The organism is Oryzobacter faecalis, assembly GCF_046764005.1.
GTDB lineage: Bacteria > Actinomycetota > Actinomycetes > Actinomycetales > Dermatophilaceae > Oryzobacter > Oryzobacter faecalis.
The window spans coordinates 419,723-442,669 of the sequence record NZ_JBKOFW010000003.1 but is presented as its reverse complement, the minus strand read 5'-3'; the positions used below and the strand labels follow the sequence as shown (position 1 = coordinate 442,669).

Genomic DNA, 22,947 nt, shown 5'->3' with positions numbered 1-22,947 from the left:
GGCCGGCCGGCGGGGGCGACGCCTCAGGGTGCGTCGCCCCCCGTCGGGGACCGTCGGTCACGTCGGCATGAGCACCCCGTCGATGACGTGGATGACGCCGTTGCTCGCCTCGACATCGGTCTGGGTGACGTTCACCGTGCCGCCCGCGGCGTCGGTGAGGGTGACCTTGTCGCCCTCGACCCCGACCGTCAGCTCGGCACCCTGCACGGTCTTGACCTTCTGCCCGTCGAGGCCCACGACGTCGGCGGCCAGGACCTTCCCCGGAACCACGTGGTAGGTGAGGATCGCGGTGAGGTCGCCCTTCGGGTCCTTGAGCAGGGTGTCGACGGTCCCCTCGGGCAGCGCCGCGAAGGCGTCGTCGGTGGGGGCGAAGACCGTGAACGGCCCGGCGCCCTTGAGGGTCTCGACGAGCTCGGCCGCCTCGAGGGCCGCCGCGAGCGTCGTGAAGCTCCCGGCACCGACGGCGGTGTCGACGATGTCCTGGGCCGTCGCGGTCTCCGACGGCGACGGCGAGGCGGTCGTGGGCGGGGCCGAGCTGGTCGAGGCGGCGGGGCTCTCGGTGTCCGTGGAGCCACCGCCGCACGCGGCGAGGGTCAGCGCCAGCGAGAGGGCGGCCACGGCGGGGACGGTACGACGCATGGGACTGGTCCTTTCGGGGGGTTCGACTGACACCCCGTGTTCCGCCGGTCCCCGGTCCGCGGATGCACCCGTTGCCGATCCGTGACCTGGCCCGCGGGACCCGCCGGTCAGACCGGGAGCGTCCCGCGGGCCAGGCTGTCGCCGGAGTGCCGTGCGTCGTCGTCGAACGGCTCGCGCGAGATGTCGACGATGACGTAGCCCTGCTCGACGAGCTCGGCCGGCACCGCGAAGGACTGCTCGGACCGGCCCGGCTCGAGGACCCCGATCGACACCATGCGCGCGAGGTCGCGGTTGATGAGCCACACCTCGAGGTACCCGTCGCCCGCGCCGAGCGCCTCGGCGTGGACTGCGAGGTCGGTGCTCGAGCCCTTCCGGACGAGGTCGGCCGAGCCCGCGGTGGTCCCGCTGTCGAGGGTCGCGAGGTCGGCCCGCGCCAGCACGACCGGATCCGAGGCCGGTGGCTCCCGGTCCAGGGCGGTCACCCCGAGGCCCCCGACGAGAACGCCCGCTGCCGCCGCGGCCACGAGCCAGCCGGCCCCGAACCGCCCCCGGGCAGAGCCGGATCGCTTGCTCGACGGCCTTCTCCCGAACGCCGGCAGTGGCGCCGCCACCTCGGGCAGCGGCTCGGCGAGCGCCGCGGTGAGCACGCGCCCGCGCAGGTCCGGCGGCGGTGCGACGAGTTCCGGGACCGGGGTGCGCAGCAACCCTGCGGCCTCGGCCAGGGCCTCGACCTCGGCACGGCACGGCAGGCACCCGGCGACGTGCGCGCGCACCTCGTCGGCCACCGGCTCGCCGAGCGCCAGGCCGGCGAGCAGGTCGGCATCAGGATGGCTCACCGTGCACCTCCTCCATTCGCGTCCTCATCTGCACCAGGCCGCGTCGCACGTGGCTCTTGACGGTTCCGAGCGGCAGGCCGAGCCTGGCCGCGATCTCCTCGTGGGTGAGTTCGTCGACGAAGGCCATCCGGATGACCGTGGCCCGCGGGTCCCCCAGCCGCTCGAGCTCGTCGGCGAGGAGCAACCGGACCGCCAGCCGCTCGTCGGGGGGCGGGTGGTCCTGGACGACGGCGTGCGCAGCGAGCGCCCCGGCGTCCCGGGCCGCCCGCGCCCGCTGCGCCCACGTGTCGGCGATGCGGTGCCGGGCGATGCCCACCAGCCACCCGGGGACCGACCCGCGGTCCGGGCGCAGGGTGGACCGGCTGCGCCAGGCCGAGACGAACACCTGCTGCGTCACGTCCTCGGCGTCGTGGTGGCTGCCGAGCGAACGCAGGGCGAGGGTGTGGACGAGCGGGGCCCACCGGTCGTAGGCCTCTGCGAGGGCGTCCGGTTCGCCGTCGCGCAGCCTCGCCGCGAGGTCGGCGAGGTCGACCTCGAGGTCCTCGGTGGTCACGCCCTCCACCCTAGGCGAGCCCGACGCCATCCTTCAGGGGCCGAAGGGACGCAGGACGAGGATGCGGCAAGCCATGCGGGTTCCTCTCTCTCGTGCGGCCGCCCCGGAGGCGACCACCCGACCTGCTTTCCGCTCCGGACGGCTGCGCGGATGCACCTGTGGCCGCCGAAGTGCGACGACCCCGGGACAGGGGGCCCTCCGCCCTCGCATACTCGGCCTGTGATCGGCGACGAGTTCGCCACCGTGCTCGAGCGCGCGAAGGGCGGCGACGAGCGCGCCTTCGCCGCGCTGTGGCGAGACCTCAACCCGGCACTGCTGCGCTACCTCCGGCTCGGCGGCGAACCGTCGGACGACGTGGCGGGGGACACCTGGGTCACCGTGGTCGAGGGTCTGCGTCGCTTCAACGGCGACGAGACGGCGTGGCGCGCTTGGGTGTTCACGATGGCTCGGCGCCGCGCCGTCGACTCCGGGCGCCGCCGGACCCGCTCCGCGGCGCGCGAGGACTCGTGGCGTCGTCAGGTCGCCACGAGTGCGCCCCCCGACCCGGCCGAGGTGGTGCAGCGGCGCCTGGACACCGGCGCGGCCCTCGACCTCGTCGCCCGGCTCAGCCCGCTCCAGGCCGAGGTCGTCGTCCTGCGCGTCGTGGCGGGCCTCCCGGTCGAGGACGTGGCGCGGGTCGTCGGCCGCACACCCGGTGCGGTCCGGGTCGCCCACCACCGGGGCCTGCTCCGGCTGCGCGCGCTGCTCGGGCAGCGGGGTGTAACGGATCGCGACGCGGCGACGCTTCCCTGACGTGACAGCTGCGCGATGGCCCGGTCTTCGGCGGCGGACTCGAGAGGACGGTGCCGCCGGCTTCGACGCCGCGCCCGTCGAGGACGACCCCGTCCTCGACGAGCTGGTCGCGGCGCTCACGGCCGACCCGAGCTCGCACGAGCTCGACGGCCTGGAGCGGCCGCTCGCCGCCTACCGCCGCACCGTCGGCGGGCGACAGACCGTCGGCCACGGCGCCAGGAGGCCATCGGTGCTCACCGGACTCCTCACGACGAGGGCGGCCGCCGCGGCCGCCGGGGTCGCCGCCGGCCTCGCCGCGACCGCCGTCGTCCTCGCCCTCGGCCTGTCGCCCACCGGAACCGCACCGTCGTCGGTCACCCCCGCCGCGACGCCCTCCGGCACGCCGACGACGGTCGGTCAGCGAACGGGACCGGACGCGACCGGACCCGCGGCCCACGGCCTGTGCCGCGCGTGGGCGAACCACCGCGAGGGGGGCGACGCCGCCGCCCTCGACACCCCGCCCATGCGCAACCTCGCGGAGGCGGCGGGCGGGTCGGGCCGCATCGAGGCGTACTGCGCCGCCGTCCCGCACCCCGGCCAGGGCCAGGGGCGAGGTCAGGAGAAGGACGACATGGACGCGAAGCACGACAAGGGCCGCAAGGACGACAAGGACGACAAGAACGACAAGGACCACGAGGACGGCAGGACCCCGGGGCCCAGGACCACGCCGCCCGGCACGCCGTCGCCGAAGCCGTCGAAGCCCGTGAAGCCCTCGCCCAGCGCGTCGCCGACCACGTCGCCGTCCGCGTCGCCCTCACCCTCGCCGTCGCCCTGACGGCCGGGCCGGCGCCCCACCGCCGGGGTCAGCTGCCCGTGAGGGCCGGGCGGGGCCGGCCGTCGTCCTCGACCTGAGGCAGACCGAGCCAGAGGCCGCGGTCGCCGACGAGGTGGGTCGAGACGAACCGCTCGAACGGCACGGGTTCGCCGATGAGGAAGCCCTGGGCGAAGTCCACCCCCAGCTCGCGCACGACGCTCAGCGCGCCCTCGTCCATGACGAACTCGGCGACGGTGCGCTTCCCGAGCGCGCGGGCGATGCCGATGACGGAGCGCAGGATGGCGCGGTCGACCGCGGAGTCGTGCGCGCCCTTGACGAACTCGCCGTCGATCTTGATCGAGTCGAAGCTGAGGTGCTTGAGGTAGTAGAACGACCCGTACCCCGCGCCGAAGTCGTCGAGGGCGAACTCGACGCCGAGGGCCCGCAGCGGCTCGGCGAACCGCCGTGCGGCGGCGACGTCGGAGACGGCGGCGGTCTCGGTGACCTCGACGACGAGGCGGCGCGGGTTGACGTCGTGGGCGCGCAGGGCGTCCTCGATGGTGCGGGCGACCGTCGCGTCGCCGATCGAGTGCGCCGACAGGTTGATGCCGAGGTGCAGCTCGGGGTCGATGCGCAGCAGGCGTCCGAGCATCTCGACGGCGTGACGGGCCACCCACTCGTCGATGGCCGGTGCGAGGCCGGTGCGCTCGGCGACGCTGATGAAGGCGCCGGGCGCGACCGGGTCGTCGCGGTCGACGAGCCGCAGCAGCGCCTCGGCCCCGGTGACCCTGCCGCTGTCGAGGTGGAGCAGGGGTTGGAGGTACAGCTCGAAGAGGTCGTTCTCCAGGGCCGCCTCGATCCGGGCCTTCCACTGCATCCGGGCCCCGGATCGCGGCAGGTTCGACGTGCTGTCGTCCAGGCTCGCGAACCCGTCGCGGCCGGCCTCCTTCGCGTCGTACATGAGCATGTCGGCGAGGGCGAGGACGTCCTCGGCCCGCTCGGCGGCCCCCGCGAAGGTCACGACGCCGACGCTGGCGGTGACGCGGCGGTTGACGCCCTCCAGGGTGCGGCTGTTGGCCCGGATCCGCTCGACGACGGCGGCGGCAACCTGCTCGGCAGCCTCCCGGTCCGCCTCCCGCAGGAGGACGGCGAACTCGTCACCGCCGAGGCGTGCGACGAGGTCGGTCTCGCGCAGCGACCCGCGCAGCACCGTGGCCGTCGACACGATGAGCTCGTCGCCGGCGTCGTGGCCGCGGGTGTCGTTGACCTCCTTGAAGTGGTCGAGGTCGAGCAGGAGCAGCGCACCGTGGGGCCCGACCCGGGCACACCGGGCCAGGTGCTCCTCGAGCGCCTCGTCGAAGCGGCGCCGGTTGGGGAGGCCGGTGAGGACGTCGTGGTCGGCGAGGTGGGCGAGCCGCTGCTCGTACCGGCGCCGCTCGGACAGGTCGACGACGTTGACGAGGATGACCTCCTCGCTGCCGTCCTGGGAGGAGATGACGCGGCTGGTCAGGGAGACGTGGACGTCGTCGCGCCCGGGCCCCGGGATCGTCCACTCCCCCATGACCCGTGAGCCCGGCGTCGAGACGGCGCGCTGGAGGTGGAGGGCGACCTCCTCCCGGTTCTCCGGGGCGAGGTCGTCGAAGCTGCAGCCGACGAGGTCGTCCACCGGACGGCCGGTGATCGCGGCGAGCGAGTCGTTGACCTGGAGGACGACACCGCGCATGTCGAGGACGGCGACCCCGTGCGGCGCGTCGGCGATGAGGCGCTCGGTGCGGGCGTGGGCGGCCTCGACGTCGTCGAGGCGGCGGTGCTCGTCGGTGACGTCGCGCAGGACGAGCAGGGCCCGGTCGGGGACGTCGGAGGCGCTGTCGAGCAGGGGCGAGGCGTCGACGGACACGAGGCGCAGCTGGCCGCTCTCGAGGTCCTCGGCCTCGAGGACGAGGCCGCGGACGTTCTCGCCGTCGAGGGCACGGCGCGAGGGCCGCTCGTCCTCGGCGAGGAGGGCGCCGTCGAGTCGGCGCCGCGGCGGGACGGCCTCGGCGTCGAGCTGTCCGTCCGGACCGTGCTCGGTCACCGCGAGCCAGCGGCGGGCGGCGTGGTTGTGGAGCAGGACCGAGCCGTCGTGGTCCATGACGATGAGCGCGTCGGGGATGGTCTCGGTGATGACGCGCAGGTCCTCGGCCTGCCGGCGGGCCCGACGCCCGGCGGCGGCGACGTCCGAGACGAGGCGGTCCCGCTCCCACTGCGTCGTCGAGAGCACGAGCGTCAGCACGGTCGCGAGCATCATGAACGCCTGGAGCGTCAGGGCCTGCCCCGCGATGTCGCCGACGTCGCCGAACGGCCCGCCGGGGGTGGCGAGCACGAGGACGAGCGTCACCACCGCGGTGCCGGCGCCCTGGAGCGCGGCGAGCGGCACCGGGAGCCGCAGCCCGCCCCAGACGAGGACGGCGAGCGGGAGGAAGGACAGCGACGCGGCGCGGCCCGGCCCGAAGACGAGCCAGAGGACGCCCAGGGTGACGAGGAGGACGACGGCGAACTCCAGGAGGGGGCGCCGGGTCACCATGTCGCGCGCGCCGCGCAGCGCCAGACCGGTGCCGGCGATGACGACGACGGCCGCGAGGTTGCGCAGCGCCCACCCGAGCGCGGTCTGCCCGGTCACCGCCGTGCCGCCGACCACGAGGCCGAGCATGCCGAGGCCGGCGCTGACGACGATGGCGCACATCGTCGCGGCGAGGAAGCGGACGACGTCGCCGAGGCGGCGCAGCGGCGGCGGGGTCCCGCCGCCGTCCCACGCGAGGTTGCCGGTGGGCGAGGACGCGCAGAGCCACGCGCACACGAGCCGGGTCCCGACCGCCGCGACGACGTTGGCGACCCCGATGACGAGCGCCGGGGACCACTCGATGCCGGTGAGCGCGAGGCCGATGGTCGCCTCGACCCACACGAGGACGGCGACGAGGCCCACCTCGGCGCGGCGCATGGCGAACAGGGCCCACGTGGCGCCGACACCGGCCGCCGGCCAGAACAGGGCCAGCCCGGTCTCGGGCAGCACGGTGAGCCGCCCTACGTAGATGGCGAGCGCGTAGGCCGCCGCGAACGTCACCGTTCTCCCGGTCACGGGTGTTCTCTCGCCTCTCGGACTCGGGACCACGGACTCCCCTGCGCGCTCACCAGTATGGGTTGCGAACCGTCCGCGCGTGACCCGAACGGGTGGGACCGGGTGGGATCCGTGGGACCGGTGGGACCTCGTCAGCCGGGCCTAGGCTGCGGGGATGACGGGGACGACGGTCATCGAGGCGGTGCGCGGCGACATCACGACGCAGGAGGTCGACGCCGTCGTCAACGCGGCGAACTCCTCGCTGCTCGGCGGCGGGGGCGTCGACGGGGCCATCCACGCCGCCGCGGGACCCGCCCTGCTCGAGGAGTGCCGCGAGCTGCGCCGGACGACCCTCCCGGGCGGGCTCCCCGTCGGCGAGGCCGTGGCGACGGGTGCGGGCGCGCTGCGGGCGCGCTTCGTCATCCACACGGTCGGGCCGAACCGGCACCGCGGGCAGACCGAGCCCGCTCTCCTCGCCTCCTGCTTCACCCGCAGCCTCGCGGTCGCGCGGGCGGTCGGGGCGCGGTCGGTGGCCTTCCCCGCGGTGAGCGCCGGTGTCTACGGGTGGATCGGCACCGAGGTGGCCGCGGTGGCCGTCGCCGCGGTGCGCGCTGACACCGCGGCCGCCCCGGGCCTGGACCTCGTGCGGTTCGTCCTGTTCTCCGAGGACCTGCTCCACGCGTTCGACGCCGAGCTGGCCGACCGGCTCCCCTGAGTCGACGACGGGCCCGTCACCGGTGCGGTGACGGGCCCGTTCGTGGTCGTGCTGCGCGCGGTCAGTTGACCGTGACGTGGACGTGGTCCATGTGGTTCGCCGTGGGCGAGCCGCGGTCCTCCATCATGCTCCAGCCCTCGCCGGGCGCCCAGTAGCGCTGCTGCCAGATGATGTACTTGACGTTGTAGCGCGAGTAGTTGGCCTGCACGAACGCGGCGACGGCGTCGCCCTCGGAGCTGCTGCCGATCATGAAGTCGATGGCCTGGCCGGTGCTGTGCTCCCCGGCGTTCGGGCGGTAGCCGCCGATCGAGGGAATGCCGTACTTGTTCTCGACGGCCGTGCAGAGGACCTTGGCGGTCGTCGTCAGGCCGATGCCCGAGCACTTCGCGGCGATGCCCGACACCTTGACGTACGACGTGTCGCCGCCGCCGGAGGGGCTCTTCGACGCGGTCGAGCGGGCCTGCGGCTTCGGCGTGGGCTTGGCGACGGCCTTCAGGCCGGTGACACCGACGGTCTCGGGGGCGGCGGGCGCGGCCTCCGCGGGGGCGGAGACGGCCGGCTCGGGCGCCGAGCGGGCGGCGGAGCGCGACGCGACATCGGCGGCGCGGCCCTCGACGGCACTCGTCGTGGCGGTGGGCAGGCTCAGCGCCGCGGCGCCGGGCTCGGCCCCCACGGGGAGGGCCAGGGCGGCGGCGGCACCGCCGACGACGCCGATGCTGGCGACGGACTTGACGGCCCACGACGCACTGAGGCGCGGGAAACCGTCCGGGAGACGACGAACTGCACCATGGGCGCGGCGCCGACCGGGGGCACGATGACGTGACACGGGGGACTTGCCTTCCGGGGCGGGTACTGATCGCGACCCACCGTAGGCCACCGGGGGGCCCTACGTCACATTCCGGTAACGGCGAGTCGTTGACGGGTGAACGGTCCGACAACGGCCGGCCACCCGCCGAACCCCATCTGACCTGCGACGATGCGCCGATCCATCCGCGCTGAGGTCGCTCTCAGGCTCGTCGAGGGTGTGACTCAGGTCGCCTGGACGAACACGTGCGAGGCGACCTCGCCCGGCAGCGAGACGCCCGAGGACTCCTCGGCGCCGTCGCGGAACGCGACGACGCGCGCGCCGTCGCGCCGCACGCGGGCCGGCTGGCCGGGCAGCAGCCCGGCGGCGGTGAGCAGGGCGAGGGCCTCGGAGTCGACCTGGACCGGCTCGCCGATGCGGCGCACGACGACGGTGACGGCCTCCTCGCCCGCGACCTCGTCGAGGGTGTTCAGCCCCTGGCGGAAGTCGATGCGCTCGCCGAGGTCGCCGAGCTCCTCGAGCCCGGGGATGGGGTTGCCGTACGGGGAGAGGGCGTGGTCCGGGAGGATCGCGAGGATCTTGCGCTCGACCCGCTCGGACATGACGTGCTCCCAGCGGCACGCCTCGTCGTGGACGTACTCCCACTCGAGCCCGATGACGTCGACGAGCAGCCGCTCGGCGATGCGGTGCTTGCGCATGACCCGCGTCGCGAGGAGGCGGCCTTCGTCGGAGAGCTCGAGGTGCCGGTCGCCGGCGACGTGGACGAGGCCGTCGCGCTCCATGCGGCCGATCGTCTGCGAGACGGTGGGGCCGGAGTGGCCGAGGCGCTCGGCGATGCGGGCGCGCAGGGGCGTGATGCCCTCCTCCTCGAGCTCGAAGATGGTGCGGAGGTACATCTCCGTGGTGTCGATGAGGTCCGTCACAGCGGTCAGCCTACGGGGGCCCGGCGACACCGGGCGCTGACGGTCCGGCAGGACCGGGCGGAGGGGTCCGGCGGCGGGGGTCGTACTCGGGGAGCCAGCGCCACAGCCACGCCCCGCCCGCGAGCGCGAGCACGCCCACCGAGACGCTCGCCGCCCCGATCGTCGTCAGCGCCGCCACCGCGCCGACGACGAGGCTGGCGCCGTTGTGCCCGACGAGCGACACGAGCCGCCACAGCCCGAGGAACGGCGCGCGCCCGACGGCAGGCGCTGCGTCGGCGCCGAGGGTCATGACGATCCCCGACCCCAGCCCGTTGCCCACCCCCATGAGCAGGGTGAGGGCCGCCACCCCGACGACCGTCGTCGTCAGTGGGAGGAGGACGAGGGCGAGCCCGATCGTCACCGCGACGGGGACCGCGACCCACACCCGCCCGTGCCGGTCCATGACGGTGCCGGCCGGCCAGAAGAGGACGACCTCGACGAGGGCGGCGGCCGCGAAGACGAGGGAGGTCTGGGCCGGCGACAGCCCGATGTGCTCCGCCCAGAGGGGCACGACGACGACGCGGGCCGACCGCGCGAGCCCCAGCCCGAGCACGCCCAGGCCGACGGTCAGCAGGACCCTGCGGTGGCGGCGCGCGACCTCGGTGACCCGCAGGCGCTCCGGTGGGACGTCGGTCGGGTGGCCGGCCGGGCCGAGGTCGCGGGCCCGCCCGGCGAGGGCCGCCGCGAGGGCGCCGGCGACGACGGCCACGCCGAAGGCCGCCTGCGGTCCCCCGTACGCGATGACGGGCGCCCCGACGAGCGGGCCGAGGAACATGCCGGCCCGGGTGACCCCGCCGAGGGTCGACATCGCGCGGGCGCGCAGGTGCACGGGCGCGGCGGCGGTGAGGTAGGACTGCCGCGCCAGGAGGAACACGGCGCCGCTCGGTCCGGTGAGGACGACCGCCAGGCCGAGGACCCAGAGATTCGGGGCGACCAGGGCGACGAGGCAGGCGGCGGCGTCGGCGGCGCCGGCGAGGACGAGGGCGCGCCGCTCCCCCAGCCGTTCGACGAGGACGCCGGCCGGGACGGCCGAGACGAACTCCGAGAGGGTCGAGAGGCCGACGAAGAGGGCGGCGAGCCCGACGGAGGCGCCGAGGTCGCGGGCGCTGAGGGCGACGACCGGCAGGACCGCGCCCGCACCGACCGCCCAGATCGCGGAGGGCCCGAACGCCGGGACGGCGATCCGCCGCAGCGAGAAGTCCTGCGCCATCGCCCCTCCCTCTCGGTGCCGTGCTTTATCTTGACGTCAAGATATCCCGTCCGTCCCCTGTGGAGGACGAGACCGCCGCGTCGGTCGCCGTCGGTAGGTTGGCCGGATGGAGCTGACGATCCCCAGCCGGTACTGCGGCCCCCCGGAGTCCGGCAACGGCGGCTGGGTGAGCGGCGCCGTCGCGCGCACCGTCCCCACGACCGCCGACCGCCCGGCCGTCACGGTGCGCCTGTCCGCACCCCCGCCGCTCGACCGACCGATGGTCCTCGACACCGAGATCACCCCGGGCGAGGGCGGGCCCGTGGTCACCGTCCGCCTCCTCGACCGCGGCCACCTCGTCGCCACGGCCACCCCCGCCGCAGACCTCACCGAGCCGCTCCCGCCCGCCCCCACCCTCGAGGAGGCCCGGGCGGCCGAGGACCGGTACGAGGGCCTCGCGGACCACCCGTTCCCCACGTGCTTCTCCTGCGGCACCGCCCGTACCCCCGGGGACGGCCTGTGCCTGCGCCCGGGGCCCCTCGCCGACGGGTCCGGCCGGTACGCCACGACGTGGACCCCGGGGGAGGACCCCGAGGTGCCCCTCGTCTGGGCCGCCCTCGACTGTCCGGGCGGCTGGTCGGCGGGCATCGCCGGGCGGCCGATGGTCCTCGGCACGATGACGGCCCGTCTCCACGCGCTCCCCGAGACGGGTGAGCCCCACGTCGTCCTCGCGTGGCAGCGTGGGTCGCAGGGGCGGCGCCACCACTCGGGCAGCGTCCTCCTGTCGCCATCGGGCACGGTGCTGGCGCGGGCCGAGGCGACGTGGGTCGCCGTCGACCCCGCCACCGTCCGGCCCCGGGAGACGAGGGAGACCGCATGACCGACGCCGTCCCGCCCACCGACGACCTCACGCCCACCGGCGCCGCCTCCGCACACCTCGTCGCGACCGGCGGGCCGTGGCTCGAGGGCGTCCGCGACGAGCGCCGCACCGCCGTCGTCACCGGCGCGAGCAGCGGCATCGGTGCGGCCACGGCACGCCTCCTCGCCGACCACGGCTTCCGGGTCGTCTGCGCGGCCCGTCGGGCAGACCGGGTACAGGCGCTCGCCGACGAGGTCGACGGAGTCGCCGTCGCCTGCGACGTCACGTCCGACGCCGACGTCGCCCGCCTCGCGGCTGCGGCCGGGCCGCGCGTCCACGTCCTCGTCAACAACGCCGGCGGCGCCCTCGGCCTCGAGCCGGTCGCCGAGGCCGACGTCGACCTGTGGCAGCGGATGTACGACAGCAACGTGCTCGGCACGCTGCGGGTCACCAAGGCCGTGCTCCCCGCGCTGGTCGCGGCCGACGGCGAGGGCGTCGTCGTCAACGTCGGCTCGGTCGCGGGCTTCACCGCCTACGAGGGCGGCGCGGGCTACACGGCCGCCAAGCACGGGGTGCACGTCATGACCGAGACGCTGCGCCTCGAGCTGTTCGACCAGCCGGTCCGCGTCACCCTCGTGGCGCCGGGGATGGTCCGCACCGACGAGTTCTCCCTGACCCGCTTCGACGGCGACCGCGAGCGCGCCGACCGGGTCTACGAGGGCGTCCCGGGGCCCCTGGTCGCCGAGGACGTGGCCGACGCCATCGTCTGGATGGCCACGCGTCCGGCCCACGTCAACGTCGACCTCCTCGTCGTCAAGCCGCGGGCGCAGGCGGCCGCCCACAAGGTCCACCGCACCTGAGCGGAGCGGGCGTCCTCAGGGCTGGCGACGCGAGACCGCCCAGGCCGAGGCCTCGTCCATCCCCCCGGGCCCGACCCGGGTGAACACGAGCCGGTCGTGGAGCCGGTTGCGCCGACCTCCCCAGAACTCGACCTCGTCGGGCGTGACGAGGTAGCCGCCCCACGCGTCGGGCACCGGGACGTCGTCGGCCGAGCCGGTGTCGGGCCAGCGCGCCGCGAGCCGCTCGTACTCGGCCTCGAGCTCGGCCCGCGACCCCACCGGCTCGGACTGGCGCGAGGTCCACGCCGAGATCCGCGACCCCCAGGGCCGCGAGCGGAAGTAGGCCGCGACCTCCTCTCGGCCGAGCTCGGACACCGGCCCGCGGAACCGCACCGCCCGGTACATGGAGGGCCACGTCAGCGACACCGCCGCCGCGGGGTGCGCTGCGAGCTCGCGCCCCTTCGTCGACGTCAGCCCGGTGTAGAAGCCGACGCCCCGCTCGTCGAGCACCCGCAGGAGGACGGTGCGCACGTTGGGCAGCCCGCCGGCGTCGACCGTCGCCACCGACACCGCCGTGGGTTCGGGGACGTCGCCGGAGGACGCCGCGCGCTCGACCGCCGCGTCGAGCCAGGCCCGCGCCTGGGCGAGCGGGGTGGGGAGCAGCCCGTCCTCGCAGATGCCCTCACCGTCGTAGTCGACCCGCGCCTCGCCCATGGCCCGATCGTAGGCCGGGTCAGGGGGTCGGGTGCCGGGCGTCGTAGCGGACGAACCCGCGGTGCCTCAGCCCGAGGAGCAGGACGGCGAGGACGCACGCGAGCCCGCCCCACACGGCCATCCAGCCCTCGCCGATCCGCTCGGCGACCGCACCGCCGACGAGCTCGCCGACCCGGGGGCCACCCGCGACGACGACGATGAACACCCCCTGGAGCCGCCCGCGCATCCGGTCCGGGGCCGCGGTCTGCAGGATCGTCGTCCGGAACACCGCGCTCACCGCGTCCGACCCGCCGGCGAACGCCATCGCGGCGAGTGCACCCCAGAACGCCTGCTCCCGGGTCAGCCACCCTCCCGCGCCGAGCAGCGCGGCACCGAGGCCCACGATGCCGAGGCCCCACCCGACGATGCTCACGAGGATGGCCAGGCCCTGCCGGCGGACCGCCCCGAGCCGGCCGGACAGCAGGGTCGCGAGCACGGCCCCCGCCGCAGCGGCCGCGTAGAGCGCCCCGACGGTGCTCGCCCCGCCCCCGAGGATGACCGCCCCGGCGGCCGGGAAGATGACGCGCGGCTGTGCGAGCAGCATGGCCGCGATGTCGGCGACGAACGTCATCCGCACGTTCGGGGCGGTGCCCAGGAAGCGGAACCCGTCGACGACGGAGCCGAACCCGGCCCGACCGGCCCCGCCCTCCCCGTGGGGCTCGGGCGGAAGCGGACGCAGCCGCGCCAGCCCCCACAGGGCGGCCATCGTCACCGCGACGTCGACGGTGTAGGCGGCCCGGAACCCGCCCTGGTCGACGAGGACGCCCGCGAGCAGCGGACCGGCCATCATCGCCGTCGACATCGCGAGGACGCCCAGGGCGTTGGCGGCCGGCAGCTGCGCGCGCGGCAGGATCCGGGGGTAGATGCTCGTGCGCGCCGGCGAGCTGACCCCGAACGCCCCGTTCCACACCGCCACGAGCACGTAGAGCAGCCACACCTCGGTGTTGCCGGCCCAGGCCTGGAGGGCGCAGGCGATCGAGGTGCCCCACGCGACGAGGTTGGCGCCGAGGGCGACGCGGCGCCGGTCGTGGTGGTCCGAGAGCGAGCCGCCGTAGAGCCCCATGACGACGAGCGGCACGAGGGCGAACAGCCCGACGAGACCGACCGCAGCCGTGGAGCGGGTGAGGTCGTAGACCTGGAGGCCGATCGTGACGACGGCCAGCTGCGAGCCGATGTTGGACAGGGTGAACCCGGTGAAGAGGCGGCGGTACTCGGCGCTCTCCCGCAGCGGCGTGAGGTCCGGGAGGTGGGAGCGCAGCACCCGGCGATCATGCCCGACGCCCCACCCCCGCCCGCCCTCCAGCGCGACCTACCGCCTGGTCAGTGCTGTGATCACGACGCGTACCAGGCGGTAGGTCGCGACGACGGGGGTGGCGGGAGGGGCGACGGTTGGGCGCCGCCGTCGGCGTAGGGTCCCGACCATGGACACCCCTGCGCGGATCGCGCTGCTCATCGACGCCGACAACGCCCGGGCGGCACGCATCGACGTCATCCTCAGCGAGCTGTCGGCCTTCGGCGAGACGAGCATCCGTCGGGCCTACGGGAACTGGACGAAGTCGGGCCTGAAGTCGTGGCAGGAGGTGCTGCACGACAACGCGATTCGCCCGGTGCAGCAGTTCGACCCCTCGAAGGGGAAGAACGCCAGCGACATCGCCCTCGCGGTCGACGCCGTCGAGATCCTCCACACGCAGCGCCCCGAGGCCTTCGCGCTCGTGTCCTCCGACGCCGACTTCACCCCGCTCGTCATGCACCTGCGCGAGCACGGGGTGGCGGTCTACGGGTTCGGTGACGCGAAGACGCCCGCGCCGTTCCAGAGCGCGTGCACGCGCTTCCTCGTCCTCGACCGCCTCACCTCACCGTCGGGCCAGGCGGACCCGGGCGAGGACCCCGAGCCGGCGCCCACCACCGCCCCGGCCTCGCGCACGGCCAAGGCCACCGCGAAGAAGGCGTCGACGAGGAAGGCCTCCGCGGCCAGGACCACCGCACCCGCCGCGGCGTCCGCGCCCGCGTCCCCGCCGTCCGCCCCGGGCCGGGCCACGCGGGCCCAGCTGCGCGGCGACGCCAAGCTCGTCGCCCTCCTGCGCCGGGCCGTCGAGAGCGCCGCCGACGACAGTGGCTGGGCCCGCATCGGCACGGTCGGCCAGCGCATCTCGAACCAGTCGAGCTTCGACTCGCGCAACTACGGCTACGCGCGGCTCAGCAAGCTCCTCGAGGCCACCGAGCTGTTCGAGGTCCGAGACGCCGGCACCCCTGACATGCGTGTTCGCGACACGCGCACCGCCGGTGGGACGCCGGTCACCGGGACGAACGGTGGGAACGAATGACGTCTGCGTGCACAATGGGCGCGCCCGACACCGGCGCCGAGCAACGAGCGGAGACCCCATGACGAGCACGGCAGCGACCACGACCACGGTCGACGACCCCGACTTCCGACCCGGCCTCGAGGGCGTCATCGCCTTCGAGTCCGAGATCGCCGAGCCCGACAAGGAGGGCGGCGCGCTGCGCTACCGGGGCGTCGACATCAACGACCTCGTCGGCCGGGTCTCCTTCGGCCAGGTGTGGGGCCTGCTCGTCGACAACGAGCTCGACCCAGGCCTGCCCCCGGCCGAGCCGTTCCCGCTGCCGGTCCACACCGGCGACATCCGCGTCGACGTCCAGTCGGCCCTCGCGCAGCTCGCCCCGGTGTGGGGCTTCAAGCCGCTCCTCGACATCGGCGACACCGAGGCCCGCGACAACCTCGCCCGCGCGTCCGTCATGGCGATCTCGTTCATCGGCCAGTCGGCGCACGGCCAGGCGACCCCGATGGTCCCCCAGAGCGAGGTCGACAAGGGCCGCACCATCGCCGAGCGGTTCATGATCCGCTGGCGCGGCGAGCCCGACCCCAAGCACGTCGAGGCGATCGACGCCTACTTCATCTCCGCGGCCGAGCACGGGGTCAACGCCTCGACGTTCACGGCCCGCGTCATCGCCTCCACCGGCGCCGACGTCGCGGCCTGCCTCTCGGGCGCCATCGGCGCGCTGTCCGGCCCGCTCCACGGCGGGGCGCCGAGCCGCGCGCAGCACATGATCGAGGGCGTCGAGCAGATGGGCGACGCCCGCCGCTACGTGCGCGAGACCCTCGACCGCAAGGAGCGGCTCATGGGATTCGGGCACCGGGTGTACCGCGCCTACGACCCGCGCGCCGCCGTCCTGCGCGAGACCTGCCGGCGGCTCGGCGCCCCCCGCTACGAGGTCGCCCTCGAGCTGGAGAAGGCGGCCATCGCCGAGCTCGCCGAGCGCCACCCCGAGCGCCGGATGGAGACCAACGTCGACTACTGGGCGGCCGTCCTCCTCGACTTCGCCGACGTCCCCGGCGACATGATGACGCCCCTGTTCGCCTGCGCCCGCACGGCCGGCTGGTCGGCGCACATCCTCGAGCAGAAGCGCACCGGTCGCCTCATCCGGCCGAGCTCTCGCTACGTCGGGCCGGCCGGACGCCCCATCGAGGACGTCGCGGGGTTCGACCCGAACCGCTAACGGCCCCGGCTCCTCGCGGGGCCACGGCCGCGGCCACGGCCCCTCGCGCGGCCCCGGCCGCCGGGTTCCACGTGGTGGACCTCACGTCCGCCATGCGGTCAGGGTGGGTGAGGATGGGTGGCGGCCACGGGCGTGCCGACGATGCCGCGCCCGGGCCCCCCGGGAGCCGCCGCCAGGCGCCCCCACGACACCGCCACCGACTCCGGAGACCCTCGTGAGCGACCCCGCCCAGATCACCGTCCCCGCCGACCTGCTGCCCGCCGACGGGCGCTTCGGCTCCGGCCCGAGCAAGGTCCGCCCGGAGCAGGTCGAGGCCCTCTCCGCGATCGGCCGCACCGTCCTCGGCACCTCGCACCGGCAGGCGCCGGTGAAGAACCTCGTCAGGGAGGTCCGCGAGGGCCTCGCCGAGTTCTTCTCCCTCCCCGAGGGCTACGAGGTCGTCCTCGGCAACGGTGGCGCGACCGCCTTCTGGGACGTCGCCGCCTTCGGGCTGGTCCGCGACCGCGCACAGCACCTCACCTTCGGTGAGTTCTCGAGCAAGTTCGCCTCCGTGACGAGGAAGGCGCCCTTCCTCGGCGAGCCCACCGTCATCGCGAGCGACCCCGGCACCCTGCCCACCCCGGAGGCCGAGGCCGGCGTCGACGTCTACGCCTGGGCGCACAACGAGACGAGCACCGGGGTCATGGCCCCGGTGCGGCGGGTGGACGGTGCCGATGACGACGCGCTCGTCCTCGTCGACGCCACCTCCGGTGCGGGCGGCCTCCCGGTCGACGTGTCGCAGGCCGACGTGTACTACTTCGCCCCGCAGAAGTCCTTCGCCTCGGACGGCGGGCTCTGGCTGGCCCTGTTCTCCCCGGCCGCCCTCGCGCGCGTCGAGGAGGTCACGGCGTCGGGCCGCTGGGTGCCCGACTTCTTCAGCCTGCCGACCGCCATCGACAATTCCCGCCTCAACCAGACCTACAACACCCCGGCGGTCGCGACGCTGGCGATGCTCGCGAACCAGGTGCAGTGGCTCAACGGCAACGGCGGCCTCGACTGGGCCACCGCCCGGACGGCCGACTCGTCCGGCCGCCTGTACGCGTGGGCCGAGGCGAGCGAGTACGCGACGCCGTACGTCACCGACCCCGCGCACCGCTCGCAGGTCGTCGCGACGATCGACTTCGACGACGCCGTCGACGCCTCCGCCATCGCGAAGACGTTGCGCGCCAACGGGGTCGTCGACGTCGAGCCCTACCGCAAGCTCGGCCGCAACCAGCTGCGGGTCGCCTGCTTCCCCGCCGTCGAGCCCGACGACGTCAGCCGGCTCATCGCGTCGGTCGAGTACGTCGTCGAACGGCTCGGCTGACACCGCCGGGTCGCCGCTCGGCCCGTCGGTGTACCGCGCCTCAGCGGGTGAGCGCGTAGAGGATCGCGACGCCCACGAGCACCCCGAGGACGCCGAGGGTCATCCGGCGCCGGAAGAGCGGCGTCATCGGGCCGGCTCCGGCACGGGGTGGGTGGCGCGCTCGACCGGGGGAAGGGCGTCGACCTGGACCCGGGGCCGGCGCTGCGACTCGTAGCTCACCCGGACATTCTGCGACCGGCCCAGCCACACCGACACCCCGACGAGGGTGACGCCCACGGCGACCGCCCCGATGCCGATGGTCCAGCGCGGCCCGAAGGTCTCCGAGATCCATCCGATGAGCGGCGCCCCCGCGGGCGTGCCGCCCATGAAGATCGCCATGTAGAGCGCCATGACGCGCCCACGCATCTCCGGCACGACGCGGGTCTGGACCATCGCGTTCGCGGTGGTCAGGGCCGTCAGTGCGGTGAGGCCGACGGGCACGAGGGCCACCGCGAACCACCAGAACGTCGGCGCGGAGGCCGCGAGGGCCGCGGCGACGGTGAAGCCCACGAGGGCCAGCAGGAGCACCCGCAGGCGCGGGCGCTTGCGCCGGGCACTCAGCAGCGCCGCGGTGAGCGACCCGACGGCCATGACCGAGCCGAGCAGCCCGAACTCCCCCGCGCCCTTGTCGAAGACCTTGGTCGCCATGAGCGCCATCGTGATCTGGAAGTTCATCCCGAACGTCCCGAGCACGAAGACGAGGAGCATGACGAGCTGGAGGTCGCCGCGCCGCCGGACGTACCGGAACCCGTCGCGGATCCCGCCGCGACCCCGGGCGAGCGGCGCGGGTCGGAGCTCGGAGCCCTTGAGCCGCAGCAGGGCCGCGATGACGAAGACGAACGTCACGGTGTTGAGGAGCAGGGCCTCCCCGGTACCCCACCACGCGATGACGAGCCCCGCCGCGCCCGGTCCGATGAGCCGGCCGAGGTTGAACGACGCCGAGTTCAGCGAGACCGCGTTGGCCAGCTTGTCGTCGGGGACCATCTCGGAGACGAACGCCTGGCGGGCCGGGTTGTCGATGGCCGTCGTCACGCCCTGGAGGAGCGCGATGACGTAGACGTGCCACAGCTGCGCCACCCCGGTGACGGCGAGGACGCCGAGGAGCAGGCTCGACACGGCGAGCATCGACTGGGTCGCGAGGAGGGTGCGGCGCTTCGGGAAGCGGTCGGCGATGAGCCCCGCCCAGGGGGCGAGGAGGAGGAAGGGCAGGAACTGCAGGCCCGTGACGACGCCGAGCGCCGTCGCCGACCCGGCGGTCAGCACGGTGAGGACGAGCCAGTCCTGGCCGACGCGTCCCATCCACGTGCCGATGTTCGAGACGAGCGCGCCGGCCGCCCACAGGCGGTAGTTGCGGACCTCGAGCGAGGTGAAGGTCGGGCTCACTCGGCAGCCACCCGTTCGAGCAGGGCCGTCGCCTCGGCGAGGAGGGCCCGCTCGTCGTCGGTCAGCGTCTCGAGGCGCGCGGCGAACCACTGGTCGCGGCGGCGCCGGGTGTCCTTGACGGTCGCGCGGCCCTCGGGGGTCAGCGACAGGATGACCTGGCGACCGTCGGTGGGGTCGTCGGCGCGGGCGACGAGGCCGAGCTCGACGAGCCCGTTCACCGTGCGGGTCATGCTCGGGGCGCTGACCTTCTCGATCCCGGCGAGCTCCTTGGGCGTGCGCGGGCCGTCCTCGAGGCGCACGAGCACGGAGAACTGGTGCGGCGCGACGTTGGCACCCGCCTCGTACCGGACCCGGCGCGAGATGCGCATGCACGCGGTGCGGAGGTCGCTCGTGAGCCGGTCCTTCTGGCTGCGCGTCATCGAGGGGCGGTTCGTGGTGGTCGTGTCGGCCATGGCGACGCTCCTCGTGGCACGCGGTGGAGGTGGTTCGTTAGCAGAACTCATTACCTCTGCTAACTATTCCACACGTGTCAACCTCCCCGAACGCCAGCGAACCTCCGCCGGGGCGCCCGATATCGGGCGCCACGACGGAGGTTCGGTGGTGGTCGGCCGGCAGCGGGGCCGCCGGCGGGAGGTCAGGACACGAGCTCGGTGAGCGGGGCGATGAAGAAGTAGAGGACGAACAGCGCCGCCACGACGGCCATCATCGGGTGCACCTCGCGGGCCTTGCCCTTGACGAGCTTGATCACGACATAGGCGATGAAGCCCGCACCGATCCCGACCGAGATCGAGTAGGTGAACGGCATGAGGATGATCGTGAGGAAGGCCGGGATCGCGATCTCGAGGTCGTCCCAGGCGATCGCCTTGACCTGCTGCATCATGAGGAACCCCACGAGGACGAGTGCGGGCACCGCGGCCTCGTTGGGGATGACGTGGACGAGCGGCGTCACCGCGATCGACACGAGGAAGAGCAGTCCGGTGACGACCGACGCCAGGCCGGTGCGTGCGCCCTCACCGACACCGGACGCCGACTCGATGTACGACGTGTTCGACGAGACGCCCGCGGCGCCGCCGGCGGCCGCCGCCACCGAGTCGACGACGAGGATGCGGCGGGTGTTCGGCGGGTTGCCCTCCTCGTCGAGGAGGCCGGCCTCGGCGCCGATCGCCGTCATCGTGCCCATGGTGTCGAAGAAGTCGGCGAGCAGGAGGGTGAAGACGAGGAGCAGCGCGGCGACGACGCCGACCCGCGAGAACGAGCCGAGGAGGTTGAACTCGCCGAGCGTCCCGAACGAGATCGGGTCGAGCTGCGAGGGCCACTCGGGCACCGAGAGGTTCCAGCCGCGCGGGTTGACGATGTTGTTGCCCTCGGCGTCGACCCCGGTCACGGTCGGGCCGACCTTCGCCACGGCCTCGACGACGAACGCGACGGCCGTCATCGCGAGGATCGAGATGATGATGGCGCCCTTCACCTTGCGCACCCACAGGGCGATGATGAGGACGAGCCCGAGCGCGAAGACGAGGGTCGGCCACCCGGCGAGCTGGCCGCCGATGCCGAGCTCGACCGGGACGGGTCCGGCGCCGGTGCGCCGCACGAACCCGGCGTCGACGAGCCCGATGAGCGCGATGAACAGGCCGATGCCGACCGAGATCGCGGTCTTCAGCGGCGCCGGCACGGCGTGGAAGACGGCCTCGCGGAACCCGGTGAGGACGAGGACGAGGATGACCAGGCCCTCGATGACGACGAGCCCCATCGCGTCGGCCCACGTCATCTTCGTCGCGATGGCGAACGCGACGAAGGCGTTGAGCCCCAGGCCGGTCGCGAGGGCCAGCGGGTAGTTCGCGAACAGCCCCATCGCGATCGTCAGGACGCCCGCGACGAGTGCCGTGGCGGCCGCGATGGCGGCCAGGTTCGGCGCGTCGCCGCCGCCGAGGTACTGGCCGTCGGCGTCCTGGACGAAGCCGAGGATCAGCGGGTTGAGGACGACGATGTAGGCCATCGTGAAGAAGGTGGCGACGCCACCGCGGACCTCGCGGCCCAGGGTGGAGCCGCGGCGGGAGATGTGGAAGAACCGTTCGAGGAGTCCCTCGTCGGTCGGTCGGGCTGTGGTGGCGTCGGTGGCCGTCGCATCGGACATGGCTCGGACCCTAACGGGGGCGCGTTTCGTCCGCATGACGGGGCCATCACCCGGCGGGCACGCCCCCTGCGACAGCACCGGTCCTCCGTCCGCGCGCCGCCGGCCGGGCGGCCGCGAGCGGGGCGGGCACGACGCGTGAGGAGGCCACGGCACCCACCTCGTAGGCTGGCCCGGTGAGCGACGAGACCACCCCCGCAGGAGCGCCCGAGGACGAGCGCGCAGCCGCGGCGGCTCGGATCGGCGCGACGCTCGGCGAGGCGGCCCCCACCGAGGCCGTCGACGTCCCGACCCGCACCATCGTGGCCGTCGGAACCGGCCTGTGGGCGGTCGCCCTCGTCCTCGCCCTGCTCGTCCCGTCGCTCCACGAGGGTGAGCGGTCGTGGTGGCCGTGGACCTGCGTCACCGGCATCGCCCTCGGCGCCTTCGCCTGGTGGTACGTGGGTCGCGGCCGCGGCAACGCCGTCGGCGCCTGACCCACCCCTGGTCGAGCAGGCCCGAGCCGGGGAGGAGGTCAGGCCGGGTCGAGCTCGAAGTCGTCGAGGATGGTCGGCGAGACCTTCTCGGGCTCGGGCGCGTCGACGTCGACCTCGGAGTGCGCACCGCACCCGTGGTCGAGGCTGACGACCCGGGCGTCGGAGGGCGACCACTCGTTGGCGCACACGCCGAAGACCGAGCGGAGGGCGCCGGCCATCGGGAGGAAGTAGCCGCACGTCGAGCACGGAGCGGGTGCCTTGGTCGCGACGGCCGACGTCGGGCCGGACTCGCCGTCGTACCAGCGCTGGGCGGCGGCGTCGCGGCCCTCGGCCGACAGGACGCGCGGACGTCCCAGGCCGAGCTCCCAGAGGGCGACCGCGTCGACCTCCTCGTCGCCGGTGGCCTCGAAGCCGGGCTCGAGGAACGGGTCGTCCTCGACGAAGGGGGTGACGTCGCCGGGGCCGACGTCGCCGGGCGCGAGGCGCTCGGCGTACGGGACCCACTCGGCCGACAGCAGGGCGCCCTCGCCGGGGACGAGGTTGGCCTCGCACACCGTGACCGTCTTCGACCTCGGCACCCGGGCCACGGACACCGACCAGCGCCAGCCGCGGTAGGCCAGCGCGGTGCACGTGAAGTAGTGCGTGGCGAGGCGGTCCTCGACCATCTCCATCCCGAGGTGCTCGCCGACCGTGCCGGGCTCGGCGATGTCGACGGCCGCCTCCCGCGCGAGCTCGAGGGCCGCGCGCAGGGTCGGGTCGGTCTTGACGGCGGCCGTCATGCCTCGAGGTCGCCGGCGACGGCGCGCAGCACCTGCGCGACCTTGGCGCCGTGCGCCTTGTCGGGGTAGTGGCCGCGCCGCAGCGACTCGGACACCGAGTCGAGCAGCTTGATGACGTCCTCGACGATGACGACCATCTCGTCGGCGGGCTTGCGGTCGCGGACCCGACGACCCTCGGCGACCGAGGGCGCGGGGTCGAGGACGCGCACCGACAGCGCCTGGGCGCCGCGGCGGCCCTCGGCGATGCTGAACTCGATGCGCTGGCCGCCCTTGAGGCCGGTCACGCCCGACGGGAGGGCGCTCGCGGGCACGAAGACGTCACCCTCGCCGGCGTCGCCGGACACGAAACCGAAGCCCTTCTCGGTGTCGAAGAACTTCACCTTGCCAGTCGGCACGGTCCACCTCTGTCGCTGGTCGTTCGGGGGTCGCGCCCGGGGGCGCGGTGGGTG

Annotated in this window: 23 protein-coding genes; 9 read left to right on the top strand and 14 right to left on the bottom strand. The window is 74.4% G+C overall.

Annotated elements, in window-relative coordinates:
• Nucleotides 1-57 precede the first annotated feature (57 nt).
• The 3 genes from ACK8HX_RS08795 to ACK8HX_RS08785 all read right to left on the bottom strand — a co-directional run bounded on the left by ACK8HX_RS08795 (nucleotide 58) and on the right by ACK8HX_RS08785 (nucleotide 2,028).
• Complete coding sequence (locus tag ACK8HX_RS08795; RefSeq protein WP_411940305.1) at nucleotides 58-639, bottom strand: fasciclin domain-containing protein; 582 nt, start codon at nucleotides 637-639, stop codon at nucleotides 58-60.
• Between the two features lie 107 nt (nucleotides 640-746).
• Nucleotides 747-1,475 (bottom strand): anti-sigma factor, encoded by a 729-nt coding sequence (locus ACK8HX_RS08790; RefSeq protein ID WP_411940304.1) that lies wholly within the window; start codon nucleotides 1,473-1,475, stop codon nucleotides 747-749.
• Nucleotides 1,462-2,028: an RNA polymerase sigma factor gene (locus ACK8HX_RS08785; RefSeq protein WP_411940303.1), complete on the bottom strand. Its 567-nt coding sequence runs from the start codon at nucleotides 2,026-2,028 to the stop codon at nucleotides 1,462-1,464. The genes ACK8HX_RS08790 and ACK8HX_RS08785 overlap by 14 nt, the downstream gene beginning before the upstream one ends.
• A 219-nt stretch (nucleotides 2,029-2,247) precedes the next feature.
• Here ACK8HX_RS08785 and ACK8HX_RS08780 point away from each other — a divergent pair, with 219 nt between their 5' ends.
• Complete coding sequence (locus tag ACK8HX_RS08780) at nucleotides 2,248-2,820, top strand: RNA polymerase sigma factor (RefSeq protein ID WP_411940302.1); 573 nt, start codon at nucleotides 2,248-2,250, stop codon at nucleotides 2,818-2,820.
• A 1-nt stretch (nucleotide 2,821) separates the two neighbouring features.
• Nucleotides 2,822-3,634, top strand: coding sequence for a hypothetical protein (locus ACK8HX_RS08775; RefSeq protein WP_411940301.1), 813 nt, complete (start codon nucleotides 2,822-2,824; stop codon nucleotides 3,632-3,634).
• 28 nt (nucleotides 3,635-3,662) lie between these two features.
• Here ACK8HX_RS08775 and ACK8HX_RS08770 read toward each other — a convergent pair whose 3' ends face one another.
• Nucleotides 3,663-6,728: a bifunctional diguanylate cyclase/phosphodiesterase gene (locus tag ACK8HX_RS08770; RefSeq protein ID WP_411940300.1), complete on the bottom strand. Its 3,066-nt coding sequence runs from the start codon at nucleotides 6,726-6,728 to the stop codon at nucleotides 3,663-3,665.
• 154 nt (nucleotides 6,729-6,882) lie between these two features.
• Between ACK8HX_RS08770 and ACK8HX_RS08765 the strand changes: the two genes are divergently transcribed.
• Nucleotides 6,883-7,422, top strand: coding sequence for an O-acetyl-ADP-ribose deacetylase (locus ACK8HX_RS08765; protein WP_411940299.1), 540 nt, complete (start codon nucleotides 6,883-6,885; stop codon nucleotides 7,420-7,422).
• Between the two features lie 61 nt (nucleotides 7,423-7,483).
• Here ACK8HX_RS08765 and ACK8HX_RS08760 read toward each other — a convergent pair whose 3' ends face one another.
• The 3 genes from ACK8HX_RS08760 to ACK8HX_RS08750 all read right to left on the bottom strand — a co-directional run bounded on the left by ACK8HX_RS08760 (nucleotide 7,484) and on the right by ACK8HX_RS08750 (nucleotide 10,399).
• Entirely contained in the window at nucleotides 7,484-8,248 is a 765-nt protein-coding gene (locus ACK8HX_RS08760; protein ID WP_411940298.1) for a hypothetical protein, read from the bottom strand.
• Nucleotides 8,249-8,451: 203 nt separating this feature from the next.
• Nucleotides 8,452-9,150 carry a metal-dependent transcriptional regulator gene (locus ACK8HX_RS08755; protein ID WP_411940297.1) on the bottom strand — a complete coding sequence of 233 codons (699 nt, stop codon included), beginning with the start codon at nucleotides 9,148-9,150 and terminating at the stop codon, nucleotides 8,452-8,454.
• Between the two features lie 10 nt (nucleotides 9,151-9,160).
• Complete coding sequence (locus tag ACK8HX_RS08750; protein WP_411940296.1) at nucleotides 9,161-10,399, bottom strand: MFS transporter; 1,239 nt, start codon at nucleotides 10,397-10,399, stop codon at nucleotides 9,161-9,163.
• A gap of 106 nt (nucleotides 10,400-10,505) precedes the next feature.
• On the opposite strand from ACK8HX_RS08750, the gene ACK8HX_RS08745 reads away from it, so the two are divergent.
• Both ACK8HX_RS08745 and ACK8HX_RS08740 read left to right on the top strand, forming a co-directional pair.
• Nucleotides 10,506-11,258 carry a hypothetical protein gene (locus ACK8HX_RS08745; protein ID WP_411940295.1) on the top strand — a complete coding sequence of 251 codons (753 nt, stop codon included), beginning with the start codon at nucleotides 10,506-10,508 and terminating at the stop codon, nucleotides 11,256-11,258.
• The gene (locus ACK8HX_RS08740) at nucleotides 11,255-12,097 is read left to right on the top strand and encodes an SDR family NAD(P)-dependent oxidoreductase (protein WP_411940294.1); all 843 of its coding nucleotides are present in this window, start codon (nucleotides 11,255-11,257) and stop codon (nucleotides 12,095-12,097) included. Before ACK8HX_RS08745 ends, ACK8HX_RS08740 begins: the two co-directional genes overlap by 4 nt.
• Before the next feature lie 15 nt (nucleotides 12,098-12,112).
• Here the strand turns inward: ACK8HX_RS08740 and pdxH are convergent, their stop codons facing one another.
• Nucleotides 12,113-12,790 (bottom strand): pyridoxamine 5'-phosphate oxidase, encoded by a 678-nt coding sequence (gene pdxH, locus ACK8HX_RS08735; RefSeq protein WP_411940293.1) that lies wholly within the window; start codon nucleotides 12,788-12,790, stop codon nucleotides 12,113-12,115.
• Nucleotides 12,791-12,809: 19 nt separating this feature from the next.
• A complete protein-coding gene (locus ACK8HX_RS08730) occupies nucleotides 12,810-14,087 on the bottom strand; it encodes an MFS transporter (protein ID WP_411940340.1) in 1,278 nt (425 codons plus the stop codon).
• 163 nt (nucleotides 14,088-14,250) lie between these two features.
• Between ACK8HX_RS08730 and ACK8HX_RS08725 the strand changes: the two genes are divergently transcribed.
• The 3 genes from ACK8HX_RS08725 (at nucleotide 14,251) to serC (ending at nucleotide 17,690) form a co-directional block, all read left to right on the top strand.
• Nucleotides 14,251-15,153: an NYN domain-containing protein gene (locus ACK8HX_RS08725; protein ID WP_411940292.1), complete on the top strand. Its 903-nt coding sequence runs from the start codon at nucleotides 14,251-14,253 to the stop codon at nucleotides 15,151-15,153.
• Between the two features lie 58 nt (nucleotides 15,154-15,211).
• Nucleotides 15,212-16,345: a citrate synthase 2 gene (locus ACK8HX_RS08720; RefSeq protein WP_411940291.1), complete on the top strand. Its 1,134-nt coding sequence runs from the start codon at nucleotides 15,212-15,214 to the stop codon at nucleotides 16,343-16,345.
• A gap of 214 nt (nucleotides 16,346-16,559) precedes the next feature.
• A complete protein-coding gene (serC, locus tag ACK8HX_RS08715; protein ID WP_411940290.1) occupies nucleotides 16,560-17,690 on the top strand; it encodes a phosphoserine transaminase in 1,131 nt (376 codons plus the stop codon).
• A 123-nt stretch (nucleotides 17,691-17,813) separates the two neighbouring features.
• Here the strand turns inward: serC and ACK8HX_RS08710 are convergent, their stop codons facing one another.
• The 3 genes from ACK8HX_RS08710 to ACK8HX_RS08700 all read right to left on the bottom strand — a co-directional run bounded on the left by ACK8HX_RS08710 (nucleotide 17,814) and on the right by ACK8HX_RS08700 (nucleotide 21,246).
• Nucleotides 17,814-19,112 carry an MFS transporter gene (locus tag ACK8HX_RS08710; RefSeq protein ID WP_411940289.1) on the bottom strand — a complete coding sequence of 433 codons (1,299 nt, stop codon included), beginning with the start codon at nucleotides 19,110-19,112 and terminating at the stop codon, nucleotides 17,814-17,816.
• Nucleotides 19,109-19,564: a MarR family winged helix-turn-helix transcriptional regulator gene (locus tag ACK8HX_RS08705; protein WP_411940288.1), complete on the bottom strand. Its 456-nt coding sequence runs from the start codon at nucleotides 19,562-19,564 to the stop codon at nucleotides 19,109-19,111. Before ACK8HX_RS08705 ends, ACK8HX_RS08710 begins: the two co-directional genes overlap by 4 nt.
• 182 nt (nucleotides 19,565-19,746) lie before the next feature.
• Nucleotides 19,747-21,246, bottom strand: a complete 1,500-nt coding sequence (locus ACK8HX_RS08700) for an NCS2 family permease (RefSeq protein WP_411940287.1) — start codon at nucleotides 21,244-21,246, stop codon at nucleotides 19,747-19,749.
• A 173-nt stretch (nucleotides 21,247-21,419) separates the two neighbouring features.
• On the opposite strand from ACK8HX_RS08700, the gene ACK8HX_RS08695 reads away from it, so the two are divergent.
• Complete coding sequence (locus tag ACK8HX_RS08695) at nucleotides 21,420-21,719, top strand: DUF2530 domain-containing protein (RefSeq protein ID WP_411940286.1); 300 nt, start codon at nucleotides 21,420-21,422, stop codon at nucleotides 21,717-21,719.
• A gap of 38 nt (nucleotides 21,720-21,757) precedes the next feature.
• On the opposite strand, the gene ACK8HX_RS08690 is transcribed toward ACK8HX_RS08695, so the two are convergent.
• Nucleotides 21,758-22,498, bottom strand: coding sequence for a DUF3027 domain-containing protein (locus ACK8HX_RS08690; protein WP_411940285.1), 741 nt, complete (start codon nucleotides 22,496-22,498; stop codon nucleotides 21,758-21,760).
• A complete protein-coding gene (locus ACK8HX_RS08685) occupies nucleotides 22,495-22,893 on the bottom strand; it encodes a cold-shock protein (RefSeq protein WP_411940284.1) in 399 nt (132 codons plus the stop codon). The genes ACK8HX_RS08690 and ACK8HX_RS08685 overlap by 4 nt, the downstream gene beginning before the upstream one ends.
• Nucleotides 22,894-22,947 lie beyond the last annotated feature (54 nt).